This is a genomic window from Companilactobacillus nuruki, assembly GCF_002872255.1.
Taxonomy (GTDB): Bacteria; Bacillota; Bacilli; order Lactobacillales; family Lactobacillaceae; genus Companilactobacillus; species Companilactobacillus nuruki.
The window spans coordinates 52,894-65,191 of record NZ_NIPR01000022.1 but is presented as its reverse complement, the minus strand read 5'-3'; the positions used below and the strand labels follow the sequence as shown (position 1 = coordinate 65,191).

At 37.3% G+C, this 12,298-nt stretch carries 19 protein-coding genes, 26 tRNA genes and 1 rRNA gene; 40 read left to right on the top strand and 6 right to left on the bottom strand.

Annotated elements, in window-relative coordinates:
* Positions 1-133 precede the first annotated feature (133 nt).
* From rrf to CBP76_RS07310, 27 genes are all read left to right on the top strand, one after another.
* Positions 134-250 (top strand): 5S ribosomal RNA (rrf, locus tag CBP76_RS07440).
* 11 nt (positions 251-261) lie between these two features.
* Positions 262-334, top strand: a tRNA-Val gene (locus CBP76_RS07435).
* Between the two features lie 6 nt (positions 335-340).
* Positions 341-413, top strand: a tRNA-Lys gene (locus CBP76_RS07430).
* A gap of 23 nt (positions 414-436) precedes the next feature.
* Positions 437-519 (top strand) — tRNA-Leu (locus CBP76_RS07425).
* A gap of 60 nt (positions 520-579) precedes the next feature.
* A tRNA-Thr gene (locus CBP76_RS07420) sits at positions 580-652 on the top strand.
* 4 nt (positions 653-656) lie between these two features.
* A tRNA-Gly gene (locus tag CBP76_RS07415) sits at positions 657-728 on the top strand.
* Positions 729-742: 14 nt separating this feature from the next.
* Positions 743-828, top strand: a tRNA-Leu gene (locus tag CBP76_RS07410).
* 13 nt (positions 829-841) lie between these two features.
* Positions 842-915, top strand: a tRNA-Arg gene (locus CBP76_RS07405).
* An 11-nt stretch (positions 916-926) separates the two neighbouring features.
* Positions 927-1,000, top strand: a tRNA-Pro gene (locus CBP76_RS07400).
* A 33-nt stretch (positions 1,001-1,033) separates the two neighbouring features.
* Positions 1,034-1,107 (top strand) — tRNA-Met (locus tag CBP76_RS07395).
* Between the two features lie 8 nt (positions 1,108-1,115).
* Positions 1,116-1,189, top strand: a tRNA-Ile gene (locus CBP76_RS07390).
* A gap of 33 nt (positions 1,190-1,222) precedes the next feature.
* Positions 1,223-1,296, top strand: a tRNA-Met gene (locus CBP76_RS07385).
* A 24-nt stretch (positions 1,297-1,320) separates the two neighbouring features.
* Positions 1,321-1,394: transfer RNA gene (locus tag CBP76_RS07380), tRNA-Asp, on the top strand.
* Between the two features lie 43 nt (positions 1,395-1,437).
* Positions 1,438-1,508 (top strand) — tRNA-Gly (locus CBP76_RS07375).
* Positions 1,509-1,521: 13 nt separating this feature from the next.
* Positions 1,522-1,596 (top strand) — tRNA-Ile (locus CBP76_RS07370).
* Positions 1,597-1,604: 8 nt separating this feature from the next.
* Positions 1,605-1,692: transfer RNA gene (locus CBP76_RS07365), tRNA-Ser, on the top strand.
* Positions 1,693-1,699: 7 nt separating this feature from the next.
* Positions 1,700-1,771 (top strand) — tRNA-Glu (locus CBP76_RS07360).
* A gap of 50 nt (positions 1,772-1,821) precedes the next feature.
* Positions 1,822-1,911 (top strand) — tRNA-Ser (locus CBP76_RS07355).
* Between the two features lie 36 nt (positions 1,912-1,947).
* Positions 1,948-2,021, top strand: a tRNA-Met gene (locus tag CBP76_RS07350).
* 24 nt (positions 2,022-2,045) lie between these two features.
* Positions 2,046-2,119, top strand: a tRNA-Asp gene (locus CBP76_RS07345).
* Between the two features lie 6 nt (positions 2,120-2,125).
* Positions 2,126-2,198, top strand: a tRNA-Phe gene (locus CBP76_RS07340).
* 4 nt (positions 2,199-2,202) lie between these two features.
* A tRNA-Tyr gene (locus tag CBP76_RS07335) sits at positions 2,203-2,285 on the top strand.
* Positions 2,286-2,292: 7 nt separating this feature from the next.
* Positions 2,293-2,363: transfer RNA gene (locus CBP76_RS07330), tRNA-Trp, on the top strand.
* A gap of 18 nt (positions 2,364-2,381) precedes the next feature.
* A tRNA-His gene (locus CBP76_RS07325) sits at positions 2,382-2,454 on the top strand.
* A gap of 8 nt (positions 2,455-2,462) precedes the next feature.
* A tRNA-Gln gene (locus CBP76_RS07320) sits at positions 2,463-2,534 on the top strand.
* 17 nt (positions 2,535-2,551) lie between these two features.
* A tRNA-Cys gene (locus tag CBP76_RS07315) sits at positions 2,552-2,622 on the top strand.
* Between the two features lie 31 nt (positions 2,623-2,653).
* A tRNA-Leu gene (locus tag CBP76_RS07310) sits at positions 2,654-2,737 on the top strand.
* Positions 2,738-2,906: 169 nt separating this feature from the next.
* Here CBP76_RS07310 and CBP76_RS07305 read toward each other — a convergent pair.
* From CBP76_RS07305 to CBP76_RS07285, 5 genes are all read right to left on the bottom strand, one after another.
* The gene (locus CBP76_RS07305; RefSeq protein WP_056951539.1) at positions 2,907-4,106 is read right to left on the bottom strand and encodes a tyrosine-type recombinase/integrase; all 1,200 of its coding nucleotides are present in this window, start codon (positions 4,104-4,106) and stop codon (positions 2,907-2,909) included.
* A 130-nt stretch (positions 4,107-4,236) separates the two neighbouring features.
* Complete coding sequence (locus tag CBP76_RS07300) at positions 4,237-4,887, bottom strand: hypothetical protein (RefSeq protein ID WP_056951542.1); 651 nt, start codon at positions 4,885-4,887, stop codon at positions 4,237-4,239.
* 65 nt (positions 4,888-4,952) lie between these two features.
* Positions 4,953-5,444: a DUF4429 domain-containing protein gene (locus tag CBP76_RS07295; RefSeq protein WP_056951544.1), complete on the bottom strand. Its 492-nt coding sequence runs from the start codon at positions 5,442-5,444 to the stop codon at positions 4,953-4,955.
* 9 nt (positions 5,445-5,453) lie between these two features.
* On the bottom strand, positions 5,454-5,633 hold the full coding sequence (locus CBP76_RS07290) for a hypothetical protein (protein ID WP_056951545.1): 180 nt from the start codon (positions 5,631-5,633) through the stop codon (positions 5,454-5,456).
* 12 nt (positions 5,634-5,645) lie between these two features.
* Positions 5,646-6,269 (bottom strand): LexA family protein, encoded by a 624-nt coding sequence (locus tag CBP76_RS07285; protein WP_199250832.1) that lies wholly within the window; start codon positions 6,267-6,269, stop codon positions 5,646-5,648.
* A 148-nt stretch (positions 6,270-6,417) separates the two neighbouring features.
* Here CBP76_RS07285 and CBP76_RS07280 point away from each other — a divergent pair, with 148 nt between their 5' ends.
* From CBP76_RS07280 to CBP76_RS07270, 3 genes are read left to right on the top strand one after another with little or no spacing between them, the layout of a single operon-like run.
* Positions 6,418-6,666 carry a helix-turn-helix domain-containing protein gene (locus CBP76_RS07280; RefSeq protein WP_158106613.1) on the top strand — a complete coding sequence of 83 codons (249 nt, stop codon included), beginning with the start codon at positions 6,418-6,420 and terminating at the stop codon, positions 6,664-6,666.
* Positions 6,667-6,676: 10 nt separating this feature from the next.
* Positions 6,677-7,387 (top strand): phage regulatory protein/antirepressor Ant, encoded by a 711-nt coding sequence (locus tag CBP76_RS07275; protein ID WP_102196274.1) that lies wholly within the window; start codon positions 6,677-6,679, stop codon positions 7,385-7,387.
* A gap of 2 nt (positions 7,388-7,389) precedes the next feature.
* Complete coding sequence (locus tag CBP76_RS07270) at positions 7,390-7,572, top strand: hypothetical protein (protein WP_102196273.1); 183 nt, start codon at positions 7,390-7,392, stop codon at positions 7,570-7,572.
* Here CBP76_RS07270 and CBP76_RS07265 read toward each other — a convergent pair.
* On the bottom strand, positions 7,565-7,978 hold the full coding sequence (locus CBP76_RS07265; RefSeq protein ID WP_102196272.1) for a hypothetical protein: 414 nt from the start codon (positions 7,976-7,978) through the stop codon (positions 7,565-7,567). The two genes, CBP76_RS07270 and CBP76_RS07265, sit on opposite strands and share 8 nt — an antisense overlap.
* Before the next feature lie 97 nt (positions 7,979-8,075).
* Here CBP76_RS07265 and CBP76_RS07260 point away from each other — a divergent pair, with 97 nt between their 5' ends.
* From CBP76_RS07260 to CBP76_RS07215, 10 genes are all read left to right on the top strand, one after another.
* A complete protein-coding gene (locus CBP76_RS07260; RefSeq protein ID WP_102196271.1) occupies positions 8,076-8,381 on the top strand; it encodes a hypothetical protein in 306 nt (101 codons plus the stop codon).
* Complete coding sequence (locus CBP76_RS07255; RefSeq protein ID WP_102196270.1) at positions 8,382-8,699, top strand: DUF771 domain-containing protein; 318 nt, start codon at positions 8,382-8,384, stop codon at positions 8,697-8,699.
* Positions 8,700-8,707: 8 nt separating this feature from the next.
* Positions 8,708-8,935: a hypothetical protein gene (locus CBP76_RS07250; RefSeq protein WP_102196269.1), complete on the top strand. Its 228-nt coding sequence runs from the start codon at positions 8,708-8,710 to the stop codon at positions 8,933-8,935.
* Between the two features lie 12 nt (positions 8,936-8,947).
* Positions 8,948-9,136 carry a hypothetical protein gene (locus CBP76_RS07245; protein WP_102196268.1) on the top strand — a complete coding sequence of 63 codons (189 nt, stop codon included), beginning with the start codon at positions 8,948-8,950 and terminating at the stop codon, positions 9,134-9,136.
* A gap of 113 nt (positions 9,137-9,249) precedes the next feature.
* Complete coding sequence (locus tag CBP76_RS07240; protein WP_245865672.1) at positions 9,250-10,074, top strand: conserved phage C-terminal domain-containing protein; 825 nt, start codon at positions 9,250-9,252, stop codon at positions 10,072-10,074.
* Entirely contained in the window at positions 10,071-10,550 is a 480-nt protein-coding gene (ssb, locus tag CBP76_RS07235) for a single-stranded DNA-binding protein (RefSeq protein WP_102196267.1), read from the top strand. The genes CBP76_RS07240 and ssb overlap by 4 nt, the downstream gene beginning before the upstream one ends.
* 22 nt (positions 10,551-10,572) lie before the next feature.
* A complete protein-coding gene (locus tag CBP76_RS07230; RefSeq protein WP_102196266.1) occupies positions 10,573-11,040 on the top strand; it encodes a hypothetical protein in 468 nt (155 codons plus the stop codon).
* Between the two features lie 9 nt (positions 11,041-11,049).
* On the top strand, positions 11,050-11,799 hold the full coding sequence (locus tag CBP76_RS07225) for a hypothetical protein (RefSeq protein WP_102196265.1): 750 nt from the start codon (positions 11,050-11,052) through the stop codon (positions 11,797-11,799).
* The gene (locus CBP76_RS07220) at positions 11,799-11,984 is read left to right on the top strand and encodes a helix-turn-helix transcriptional regulator (protein WP_102196264.1); all 186 of its coding nucleotides are present in this window, start codon (positions 11,799-11,801) and stop codon (positions 11,982-11,984) included. Before CBP76_RS07225 ends, CBP76_RS07220 begins: the two co-directional genes overlap by 1 nt.
* Positions 11,985-12,296 (top strand): hypothetical protein, encoded by a 312-nt coding sequence (locus tag CBP76_RS07215; RefSeq protein ID WP_102196263.1) that lies wholly within the window; start codon positions 11,985-11,987, stop codon positions 12,294-12,296.
* Positions 12,297-12,298: the final 2 nt, after the last annotated feature.

Below are 12,298 nucleotides of genomic sequence, written 5' to 3'. Positions count from 1 at the left end.
GTGTAGCGATACATGGAGCTGAGCAGTACTAATAGATCGAGGACTTAATCGAGTAAGAGTTTACAGCAGTTTTTAGTAGTACAATTAATTCATTGTCTTAATATCTAGTTTTGAAGGTACGAGTGTCATACAGTGTAGTGACGATAGTGAGAAGGATACACCTGTTCCCATGCCGAACACAGAAGTTAAGCTTCTCCGCGTCGAAAGTAGTTGGTGGGAAACTACCCGCGAGGATAGAGAGTCGCTACGCTGTCTCATGATGGAGGATTAGCTCAGCTGGGAGAGCATCTGCCTTACAAGCAGGAGGTCACAGGTTCGATCCCTGTATCCTCCATATCATGAGCCGTTAGCTCAGTTGGTAGAGCATCTGACTTTTAATCAGAGGGTCGACAGTTCGAACCTGTCACGGCTCATTTGCAACATATATACACACCATGCGGGTGTGGCGGAATTGGCAGACGCGCTAGATTTAGGTTCTAGTGTCCAGTGGACATGAAGGTTCAAGTCCTTTCACCCGTATTCAATATTGTTGTTGCAATATTGAGAATCATTTAGTAAAATATGAAAGTATCGTTTTATGCCGACTTAGCTCAGTTGGCAGAGCACCTGTCTTGTAAACAGGGGGTCGGAGGTTCGAATCCTCTAGTCGGCATAATGCGGAAGTAGTTCAGTGGTAGAACATCACCTTGCCATGGTGGGGGTCGCGGGTTCGAATCCCGTCTTCCGCTTTCATTATAGTAACGCCGGGGTGGCGGAACTGGCAGACGCACAGGACTTAAAATCCTGCGGTAAGTAATTACCGTACCGGTTCGATTCCGGTCCTCGGCACTATAATGAATATGCACCTATAGCGCAATTGGATAGAGTGTCTGACTACGAATCAGAAGGTTGTAGGTTCGACTCCTACTAGGTGCATTTGTTTTTTTCGGGAAGTGGCTCAGCTTGGTAGAGCACCTGGTTTGGGACCAGGGGGTCGCAGGTTCGAATCCTGTCTTCCCGATAGGCAATAGATATTGTCAGTTTCAAAGTTTTTGGCGGTGTAGCTCAGCTGGCTAGAGCGTCCGGTTCATACCCGGGAGGTCGGGGGTTCGATCCCCTTCGCCGCTATTTTGCCCGGACCTTTAGCTCAGTTGGTTAGAGCAAACGGCTCATAACCGTTCGGTCGTAGGTTCGAGTCCTACAAGGTCCATAGTAATTAGGATCTTGTTACGTATATTATTATCGCGGGATGGAGCAGTCTGGTAGCTCGTCGGGCTCATAACCCGAAGGTCGTTGGTTCAAATCCAGCTCCCGCAATTAGTTTTGAGAAAAATTAAATTTGGTTCGTTGGTCTAGTTGGTTAGGACGCCTGCCTGTCACGCAGGAGATCGCGAGTTCGATTCTCGCACGGACCGTTAGTAATTAATTTACTAATAAGAAGTAGCCGTAAGGTAATATGCGGGTGTAGTTTAGTGGTAAAACCACAGCCTTCCAAGCTGTTGTCGCGAGTTCGATTCTCGTCACCCGCTTTGCCACTTTTATGGGCCTATAGCTCAGCTGGTTTAGAGCGCACGCCTGATAAGCGTGAGGTCGATGGTTCAAGTCCATTTAGGCCCACTATATCTGGAGAAGTACTCAAGTGGCTGAAGAGGCGCCCCTGCTAAGGGTGTAGGTCGCGTAAGCGGCGCGAGGGTTCAAATCCCTCCTTCTCCGTTAATATGACCCGTTGGTCAAGTGGTTAAGACACCGCCCTTTCACGGCGGTAACATGAGTTCAAATCTCGTACGGGTCATTGGTGATTAGTTCACCAATTTATAGTTTTATGTTTTAAAGTTAAGCTATGGAGGATTACCCAAGTCCGGCTTAAGGGAACGGTCTTGAAAACCGTCAGGTCGTGAAAACGGCGCGTGGGTTCGAATCCCACATCCTCCTTAAAAATATTTGTACATTAGCTTTACTTTTTATTATCGCGGGATGGAGCAGTCTGGTAGCTCGTCGGGCTCATAACCCGAAGGTCGTTGGTTCAAATCCAGCTCCCGCAATTAGTTTTGAAAAAAATTAAATTTGGTTCCTTGGTCTAGTTGGTTAGGACGCCTGCCTGTCACGCAGGAGATCGCGGGTTCGATTCCCGCAGGGACCGTTAAATGGCTCGGTAGCTCAGTTGGTAGAGCAATGGATTGAAGCTCCATGTGTCGGCGGTTCGATTCCGTCCCGCGCCATTTTGGAGGGGTAGCGAAGTCTGGCTAAACGCGGCGGACTGTAAATCCGCTCCTTCGGGTTCGGTGGTTCGAATCCACTCCCCTCCATATTTTTAGGGATATAGTTTAAAGGTAGAACTACGGTCTCCAAAACCGTCGGTGTGGGTTCAATTCCTACTATCCCTGTTTCTACCTTTTATCATGGCGGTATTGGTGAAGTGGTTAACACACCGGTTTGTGGCACCGGCACACGTGGGTTCGACTCCCACATACCGCCCTTTTTATTGGGTTATAGCCAAGCGGTAAGGCAATGGACTTTGACTCCATCATGCGCTGGTTCGAATCCAGCTAACCCAATTGCTATAATTGAATATGGCGGTATAGCCAAGTGGTAAGGCAGAGGTCTGCAAAACCTTCATCACCGGTTCAAATCCGGTTACCGCCTTTGGTTATGCTCAAATAATCAGGCATATTATGCCGGTGTGGCGGAATTGGCAGACGCGCAGGATTCAAAATCCTGTTCCCACTAGGGAGTATCGGTTCGACCCCGATCACCGGTATTAATTGTGAAGACCAGCTCTTTACTAACTCGATAGCAAGTAGCTCTGAACGTTGTTAAATCAATGTTCAGAGCTTTTTTTATTTGTCTAACTCATTACCAGCTTGTGAAGAAAAATGGGTCACCTTTGGTCACTTTTGGAGAAAAAGGTCACCTTTTGGTCACTCTTTTTAGAGCTTAGATAGAGCCTTCATCGCCTTACTATCTTCACGCTCACGATAGTCATTTAATAGATGAATATAGACCTTAGAAGTTATCGCAACGTTTGAATGACCAAGGCGTTGTGATATATACTCAAGTGACAGACCATGTGCTATTAGATATGATGCATGGGTATGTCTGAGACCATGAAATCCGATTAGTTCCATATTGTCCAATGTTTTTCTATTTTCGGTATCGTTCATACCTTTGGATTTATTTTTTTCAAAATAAATTTTTTTGAGATATTTTCTTAGAACATTATTAGCTGAGGTATCTGAGGGAACAGTGTGCCTCTTGTTAATAAATACAAAGTTTTTATTGTTTTTAAAGCCTTGTTTAAAGAAAGTCTCACGTTGCTGCATTCTTAATAGTCGTAATTCTCGGATCAATTCGTCTGAGATAGTGATCTGTCGAACTGAGCTTTCTGTCTTTGTGGGGAGAAAGCCAGTTCTTTTTTTATAATCATAAGTTTTTTGAATATTGACTGTGTGATTTTCAAAATCAACATTATCCCAGGTCAATCCAACTATTTCAGCATACCGACAGCCGGTTCCTAATGCGAATAGAATCTCACATGCAGAAATATTTGATAGGGTAGCATTCTCTTTGGCCATGATTCTTAAACTGGATGCTACGTCAGATTCGAGATATTTTAGATCTGCAGATTTGCCTTTCTTTTTAGTTGTAATAACAACATTTCTTGTAAAATTACGGTCGATGATTCTTTCGTCAACAGCTTCTTGAATACAAGAACCAATATAACCATTAATTCGATAGATGCTATCTTTGACATGGTCTTTTGAGTAGTCATCTATGAATCCTTGATATTCCATTTTAGTAATATCTTTTAGCAAATCATCATAGAAATAATCTTGAATGAATCTTAGAGCAACCTCATACTTTGAATCAGTAGAAAGAGAGTATCTACCTAATTTATAAGTATTGATCCATGATTCAAAATACTGTGCAAAGGTGATATTTTCTGCAATATCCAGTCTTGCAACGGCACGTCTATTTTCAATCTCTCTGGCGGCATCTTCAGCATCAGACTTAGATTTGAAACCTTGCTTATTAATAGAGTGGTTCTTTCCATCTTCACCCATGTAATAAACACGGTATGCCCAACCTTTTTGCTTCTTGTAAATTAAAGTATGTTTATTTTTAGACATATTTTTCACCTCCTTTCGGTGGATTTGGGCGAAAATAAATAAGCCTACGGTGAGACTTATTTAAATTATTCAATTGTAAAAATCCTACTTCTAACCCTGCACATTTGTGTAGGGCTTTTTTTATTTGGATTTATCTTTTAGCAAAATTGACTTGAGTCATACCGGCTACTTCAACTTTATCGCCATTATGTAATTTCACATTTACCTTTGGTACTTGTGACATATCAGTATCTCCACCAAGAACTTCGTTTGTTGTATCTCCAAATGTACTCTTTGGAATCACAATAAAATTACCACTTTGACCATCAACTGGTGTAACGGTATATTTGCCTTTTTTAATATCTTTACCAACTATCCAAGAACCAGTTGCCAAAGCAGTATTATTTTTCTTATTTCGTTTCTTAACTGGAGTGAATGTTGCTGAAGTTAATCCTTCGATTTTTACTTTGTCACCCTTAGCAAGTGTTGCAGTGACAGATGGCACCTGTGACATATCGGTTTCACTGCCAAGAATCTCGTTTATTGTGTCGCCGTGAAGACTCTTTTTAGGCATGGAAGAAATGTTACCACTTGAACCGTCTGAAGAAGTGATAGTGTATCTACCAGGCTTTAATTCAGAACCTACTTTATAAGATCCCGGAATCAATGTTGCTTGTTTTGCTTTTGCATAAACAACTGTTTCTTGTGTAGGATTAAAAGTTAATCCAGATGTCCCTAAAAAAGTAGTTGATAGAGTGACAGCAGCAATGCTTGATAAAAGTATTTTTGAACCCTTATTCATGATTTCCCCCTATAGAACAATATATTCAGCTTTTTAAGTCGTCAGTATTTGGACAAAAATAGTAATTAAAGATTTAATAATTCATTCTTCTTTTTATCAAATTCATCTTGAGTAATAACATTTTCATCAAGTAATTTTTTAAATTTAGTTATTTCATCTGCAGATGAGAGTTGTATAGCGTCACTTGATGAATTGCTATGCTTATAAGAATCAATTTCATTCATAATAAAATTATAAATTTTTTGACTATCAGTAACCATTTCTTTTTTGAAGGCTCTAAATACAACAATGTTAGGATCCTTAATGGCCTCAGTAGAGGAATGAAGAACACCCGATTTTTTTTGAGTAGCCAACTCAGCATTTGTAATAAATTGAATATAACCATTCATCCATATTGTTGCTTTTTTAAATTCCACAGATTTAATATCCGTATAATAAATAGTTCGATCACCTTTGAATCCTTGAGTTATATGACCTAGAAATCCTTTACGAGATATAACTACTTTTTCATTATCGGCTGTAATTTGACCATTTGTTCCCTTAACGGTTATAACCATGATTTCCCCTTAATATAAATTATATTTTTTATCATAGAATTCCACTAAATCAACTAATGCCAGTGCTTTTTGGACGGCCTCTTTGCCATAATATTCTTTACCTTCAAACCAGATTATTTTATTAATGAAGGCTTCACCCGCTCTTTGCAATAGGACATCCCTTAGATCAATCTCATTTTTTACATGCAAACTAAACACTCCTTAAAGATCAGTAGTAAAACGTATTGCTTTTCCTAAGATTCTAGCTGGATTATTACGAGTGACAATATAAGGAGAGTATGATGCATTATCTGGCATCAGCATGACAATATCCCCTTGATGTTTAATTCTTTTTAGAGTTGCCTCAGTATCACCATTGACGAGAACAGCGGCTATTTCATCATCTTCTACTTCAGGCTGCTCTCTAATCAGAACATTTGAACCGTCAGGAATCGTTGGTTCCATTGAATGACCCTTTGCTTTTAAATAAAAGAGATTACCGCTTGGTAAGGAATCAATAGGTTCATATAAATAACCTTCAATGTTTTCCTCTGCAGTGATAGGATCGCCACATGCTATTTCACCAATAATAGGAATTCTTTTGGATGGTCTTTGACTAGGAATCATCTCAAACTTTGCTGAGGTTAAGTCAGAAATGTTAATGTCATAGTGTTCAGCTAGTAATTCTAGTGAGCCAGACCTTGGCATTTTACGACCATGAATCCAGTCTGACACTGTTGAGTAGGCAACATTAATGGAATCAGATAATTTGGTAATATTTTCACCTTTAATATCCATATAACGTTTTAAGTTTTCTGAGAATATTTCTTTTATATCTTTAACCATTATTATTGACCTCATTTCATTATCTATAATATATCACAAAAAGCGTTAAAATTCTTTCTTTCAGACAAAAAGACACGCTTTAAAACAAAAAAAGATTGTATTTTCGCTAAAAGCGTGATAATCTATTGCTTGTAAAGGAGGTATGGACATGTCTGATAATAGAATTCCTATTAGAGCAAAACATACTTTAAGAGATCTCAGAGTAAGAGCCGGTCTGAATCAGACAACGGCTTCTGAGCGACTTAAAATTTCAAAGCCAACGCTCCAAAAGTGGGAAAAGGATTCATCTGATTTAAGAATTTCAGAAATAAACAGGGTAACCAATATATACAATATTCCACAAGATTATATTTTTTTTGGAAGCAATCACGCTTTTAGCAAAAAAATAAAGAAATAAGGTGATGTCTTTGAATGAATTAGTGTTTTTAAAAAACGAGCAACCAGTGACAAGTAGTTTACAAGTTGCCGAGAATTTTGATAAAGACCACAAGCATATTTTGGAATCCATTGAAAATCTCACGGTCGAAAATTCGGCAGTGAAAAATATGTTTCGAGAAGGAACCTATAAAAATAGTCGAGGTCGTCTATACAGAATGTTTTATATGACTAAAGACGGATTTACGTTATTGGCCATGGGATTCACTGGGAAAAAAGCTACACGTTTCAAAATTCAATACATCAATGCCTTCAACAAAATGGAAGAACAGATAAAGACTGGTGGTTTTCATGTTCCATCAACTATGTCGGAAGCATTAAGACTTGCTGCTAATCAACAAGATCAAATTGAACAGATGAAACCAAAAGTTTTATTTGCCAATGCGGTTGAAACTAGTGATACAAGTATTCTCGTTGGCGAACTTGCCAAATTAATTAGTCAGAATGGCGTAAATATTGGTGCTGGAAGATTATTTGAATGGCTACGGTCAAATGGTTACTTGATCGCTGGAAATCGCTCAGATAGAAATATGCCTACTCAGAGGTCAATGAACTTGAAGATATTTGAAATTAAAGAACGTACTTATAACAATCCTGATGGATCTGTGAGAGTTACTAGAACACCAAAAGTTACTGGCAAAGGTCAGCAATACTTTATTAATAAGTTTTTGAAGGAGGTTTAGGGATGGAAAAGGAAAATGAGTTTCATTTGGATAACTTTATCAATGGAGCACCATCAATGGAGTTCGTTCTGCAAAATGGCAAGGAATATATGGAGCTGATAAAAAAAACTCAGCAAGATTCTGCTGAGCTTCAAAAAGATTTAGAAAATTTGGCAAATATTACACCCGTGTTTAAAACTAAATAATTCCAATTAATTCAATAGGCGAATTGAAGATGCAGGTGCGTAACTTTATACCATCAGAGCCAAGAAAATTAATATCGGAAACCTCATTAGGTTCAAAAGGAAAATTATTATTATCGTTAAAATCAACAGTTTTAACGAATTGTATTAGATCCCTTAGCAAAGATGTTTCGTGCTCAAACACATAGTTTAATGGCTGATTGCTGTGGGCGGGATTAAAGATGGTATCCAATTGCCGGTTTAATTTAAAGTCATTTGACCTCTTAGTATCATTAATCCAATTTGCTGTTAAAAATAAGCCTTCAGTTTTAAACACTATATTTTTTTGACTTATACCATGGGCATTATCTGAATGGTTGTTCAGCCACTCAAGACCATAGATTAAGGTTTGTACTTGATTAATATCCATTATTTTTCACCTCGATTATTTTGGACTCAGGGAAAGTATAGCAAAAGTTACGTATTCAAAAAGCTCAAATTTGGCTCAAGTTAAGGAGTATCAGTAAATGGACATCAAATCAGCAGTATTAGAGTCACGTAAGCGTGATAAAGAAACAAGAAACATCAAGAACAAAGGTTTTAAAGGCATTGCACGTGAGGCATGGGTATCTGATTCGATACCAGGGCCGAGATTGATCTTAGTTTCAAGCAGAGAGCTAGGCAGTAAAAGTAATTATTGTGAAATGCTCAGTTATGGTACTGGATCGGTAGGCTATGGTCCTAGCTGGGAACCATCATTTGATGACTTAGCTGCTACCGATTGGTTTGTAACTATTATGACTAAAAAAATTAAATTGAAGGGTGGTGATTAAATGCAAATGGCAACGACACTTCCTGATGAACAAATTGAAGTAATGATTCGGGATGAAGTTAAAAGACAACTTGAGGCGAATAACTACCGACTTATTTATACGGACTTCAAACAGACAGCCAAACTGAGTGGACTTTTTGATAAAAGACTTCGTGCGGTTGTCAATGATTCCAAATTCAAAAGAATGTTACGAACAGAAAATGGTGGCCCTGTATATTATCCAAGACAAGGCGAAGGATACAAGTTTGACTATTTGACGTTCGCTAAATTCTGTCGAGACAACATGGAAAGAATTATGAATTTAAAAATAGCAAAGTAGGTTAAATCATGAATGAATTAAGACAATTAAAATTCACATTACCAATGATTCATAGGAATAGTCAGTATTCAAAATTGGCAAAGAATATCGAGAATACAGTTCGTGAAGGTCGTCATTCCATTTCTCAAGAATTTGATATGGAAATCGATGACGAAGCTATCACCGCCTTAAAAGATGCCAATATATCGATTATGCAAGCCAGTGATGGATCATATGATTATGAATTCGAATTTTAGGAGGAATTTAGAATGACAATTTCAATATCACCAGTTATATGGGTTCCAGTTGTATTTTTCTTTTTTGGTTTTATCATCAGACCATTTTATGAACATTCGATTATTCAAGGTTATTTTGACTTGTTTGCCAGCTGGATCTGTTGTGATCCTGAATATAAGTCAAAGAAAAAAGCCTTCTTCATCAAGAAGAAGGCTGCTTAACAAATTGATGTCTGAGTTTAGAGGACAAAGACATCAGTGGGCGTTGATAATAAACACCAAACACATGTTTATTATACAGCGCCTTTAAACGGAAAGAAATAAAGGTGATATATATGGCTGAAGAATTAATAAGGGATTTTAAAGGAGTCTGGATTCCAAAAGAAATTTGGCTGGACGAAAATCTTAATAAAATGCAAATGCTACTTTACGTTGAAATAGACAGTCTTTCAAGTACCGATAGGGGATGTTTTGCGAGTAACAAGCACTTTGCTAAGTTCTTAAGAATAACTCCATCAAGAGCCTCTCAATTGGTTTCTGATTTGAGGGATAAAGGATATATCAAAATTAAATTATTTTATGCTCCTGACAATCCCAAACAAGTAATTAAAAGAGAAATTTACCCAGTTAATAAATTAAGTAGGGTAGTTAATAAATTTACTGACCCTACTAAGAATATTAAAGCCCCCTACTTAGAAAATTGTGAGGAGAGTAATACAGGTTCAGTAATACATAAGAGTAATACAAATACTGTCGGGCAACCCGACAATGTGCCTCCTTATAAATCAATAATTGAATATCTAAACAGAAAAACCAATAAAAGCTTTAAATACTCAACATCCAAAACTAAACATGTTATCAATCAACGTTGGAAAGATGGATTTAAGATTAATGATTTCAAAAAGGTCATTGATTTAAAAGTGAAAGATTGGTTAGGGACAGATATGGATCTGTATTTACGACCTGAGACTCTATTTGGATCTAAATTTGAAAGTTATCTAAATACGAAACGATATCAAAAAAATAATAATCGGAAAGGTAATAAGGAACAGGCAACTGATTGGAGCGCACCTGAAAATCAATCAAGTTCAGTTGGTTCAGGTAGCAATGAACTTTCAAAGAAACTTAAAAAAATACGTGATATAGGACGTGAAAAATGATTAATAATGTTGTCCTAGTAGGACGTTTAACTAAAGATCCACAGGTTCAATACACCCAAGGTGGTAACGGAGTAGCATATGTCAATTTCATTTTGGCAGTGAATCGGACATTTACTAATTCCAAGGGAGAACGTGAAGCTGATTTTGTTCCTTGCCAGCTTTGGCGTAAAGGTGCTGAAAATCTCGGTAAGTATGCTACTAAAGGTTCATTAATAGGTTTTCAAGGCAGAATACAAACAAGTTCTTATGACAATCAACAAGGTCAGAGAGTTTATAGAACTGATGTTGTATCGGATAGATTCTCGCTGTTGGAATCTAAACAAGAGGCAGAGGCACGGAGACAAAATGCCAATCAGCAGGGAAGCGATCCAAATAGTGATTATGGGAGTCGTAATTCCCCTGAAAATAAGGAAAGTGATCCATTTGCTGATAAATCGAAACCAATAGATATTTCAGATGATGATTTGCCATTTTAGGAAGAAATGAAGGGATAAAAATATGACAAAAAATAAAAAGCTAATTAATTTTAATTTATCCACCATGTCAAATGGTGGGGTTCAAGAAAAGTTTGAACAGGAACTTAAGAAAGTAACTGAAAATATTTTAGATCCGAATACTAATACTAAAAAGAAACGAACAGTCACAATTACTTTGACGTATCAGCCAAACGAAAATAGGGATGCTGTTTCTGTATATTCAGAAATTAAATCTAAGCTCATTCCACAAGAAGGAGTGTCAACTACATTACTTGTGGGTCGAAATGCTGATACAGGTTCAATTGAAGCCAATGAGCTTAAATCAGGCGCTAAAGGTCAAACATATTTTGATGATAAAGGTGACGTTAGAACCGATACAGGTCAAAAAGTTGACGATATCGAAAAAGAACAAAAAGTTTCTGATGATTCTAAGGAAACTGAACCTAAACAAATAATCGATTTTCAAAAACAAAATAAAAATAAGGCATAGGTGATAAAAATGGCAGATTTAACTAGTGAAGCAATTGAGAAAATTCAAGAAATGGCTGATAAAGCCAATAGCAAAAATAGAATGGTTCAAATTGGTGGGCGTGACTACGCCTTCAATGATTATGGAGAACCAAAACTAATCATCCCTCAAAATCAAAGTAAAGAGCGTGTCAGTGTTTCAACACTTTCTGGAATTGTTGAACTCATAAAAAATATGGACGAACGAAAAGATGATAAATTATTTATCCAAGTCTTATCACCAACAAAGGTTAAAGTATTTGGGTCAATTGATGAATATGGTAGACGTGAAGGATTGATCAACGCTGAAGCTATGATTCCAAGTTTTAACTTTGATGAATATTATGATGCTGAGTCGTTAAATATAGCCCTGCAGTCAAGATTCGTCCAAACAGACGACAGAGATGTAATCTTACAAGTCATTGGAAACTTGAAAGAAGAACAGGTTCATAGCAGTTCAGATGATGGTGTTAGTCAGACAGTTCAAGCCAAGGTAGGTGTAGCAAGTGTAGCTGAAGTTAAAGTCCCTAATCCTGTTTCTATGAAGCCATATAGAACGTTTGTTGAAGTAGATCAACCAGAAAGTAATTTCGTATTCAGAATGCGTCAGGGTATGGAAGCAGCATTATTTGAGGCTGATGGTGGCGTTTGGAAAAATGAAGCGATGAATAATATTAAACATTATCTAGATGATAACTTAGATTCCGAAATCGAATCTGGTCATGTGACGGTAATCGCCTAATGGTTCAAATAACAGATCGTGAACTTGCTGTATTTCAAATGCACAATAATCGTTATTCAAGAAATGAAATAGCAAAAGCATTGGGAATAAGCAATCAGACAGTCGAATATTGTTTAGAAAAAAATAAAAAGTATTTTAGTAAATTATTCGAAATGGATGCACATGGTGAGAGAGGAGTGATTTAAATGTTTGGACGTGATCATGAACCAACGTTTGACAAAACAAACTTTAGTCGTGGATTTGAGCCAAGTAGTAACGAATTAATGAATAACATTAATAATTTAAGCTCCACCTTATATAAGATATTGGGAATAGACGTTAGTAATCAAATCGAGGAAGTAAAAAATGGTGAAATAAAATATTTTATGCCAGTTTTCAATGACAAGAATCAGTTAGTTATGTCATTAAGGGACTATGTAGATTTGGATAGAAATGTTCAAAAATTTCTTAGAAAAAAAATATTATATCTGTTACCACTGACAACAAAGATATTTTAGAT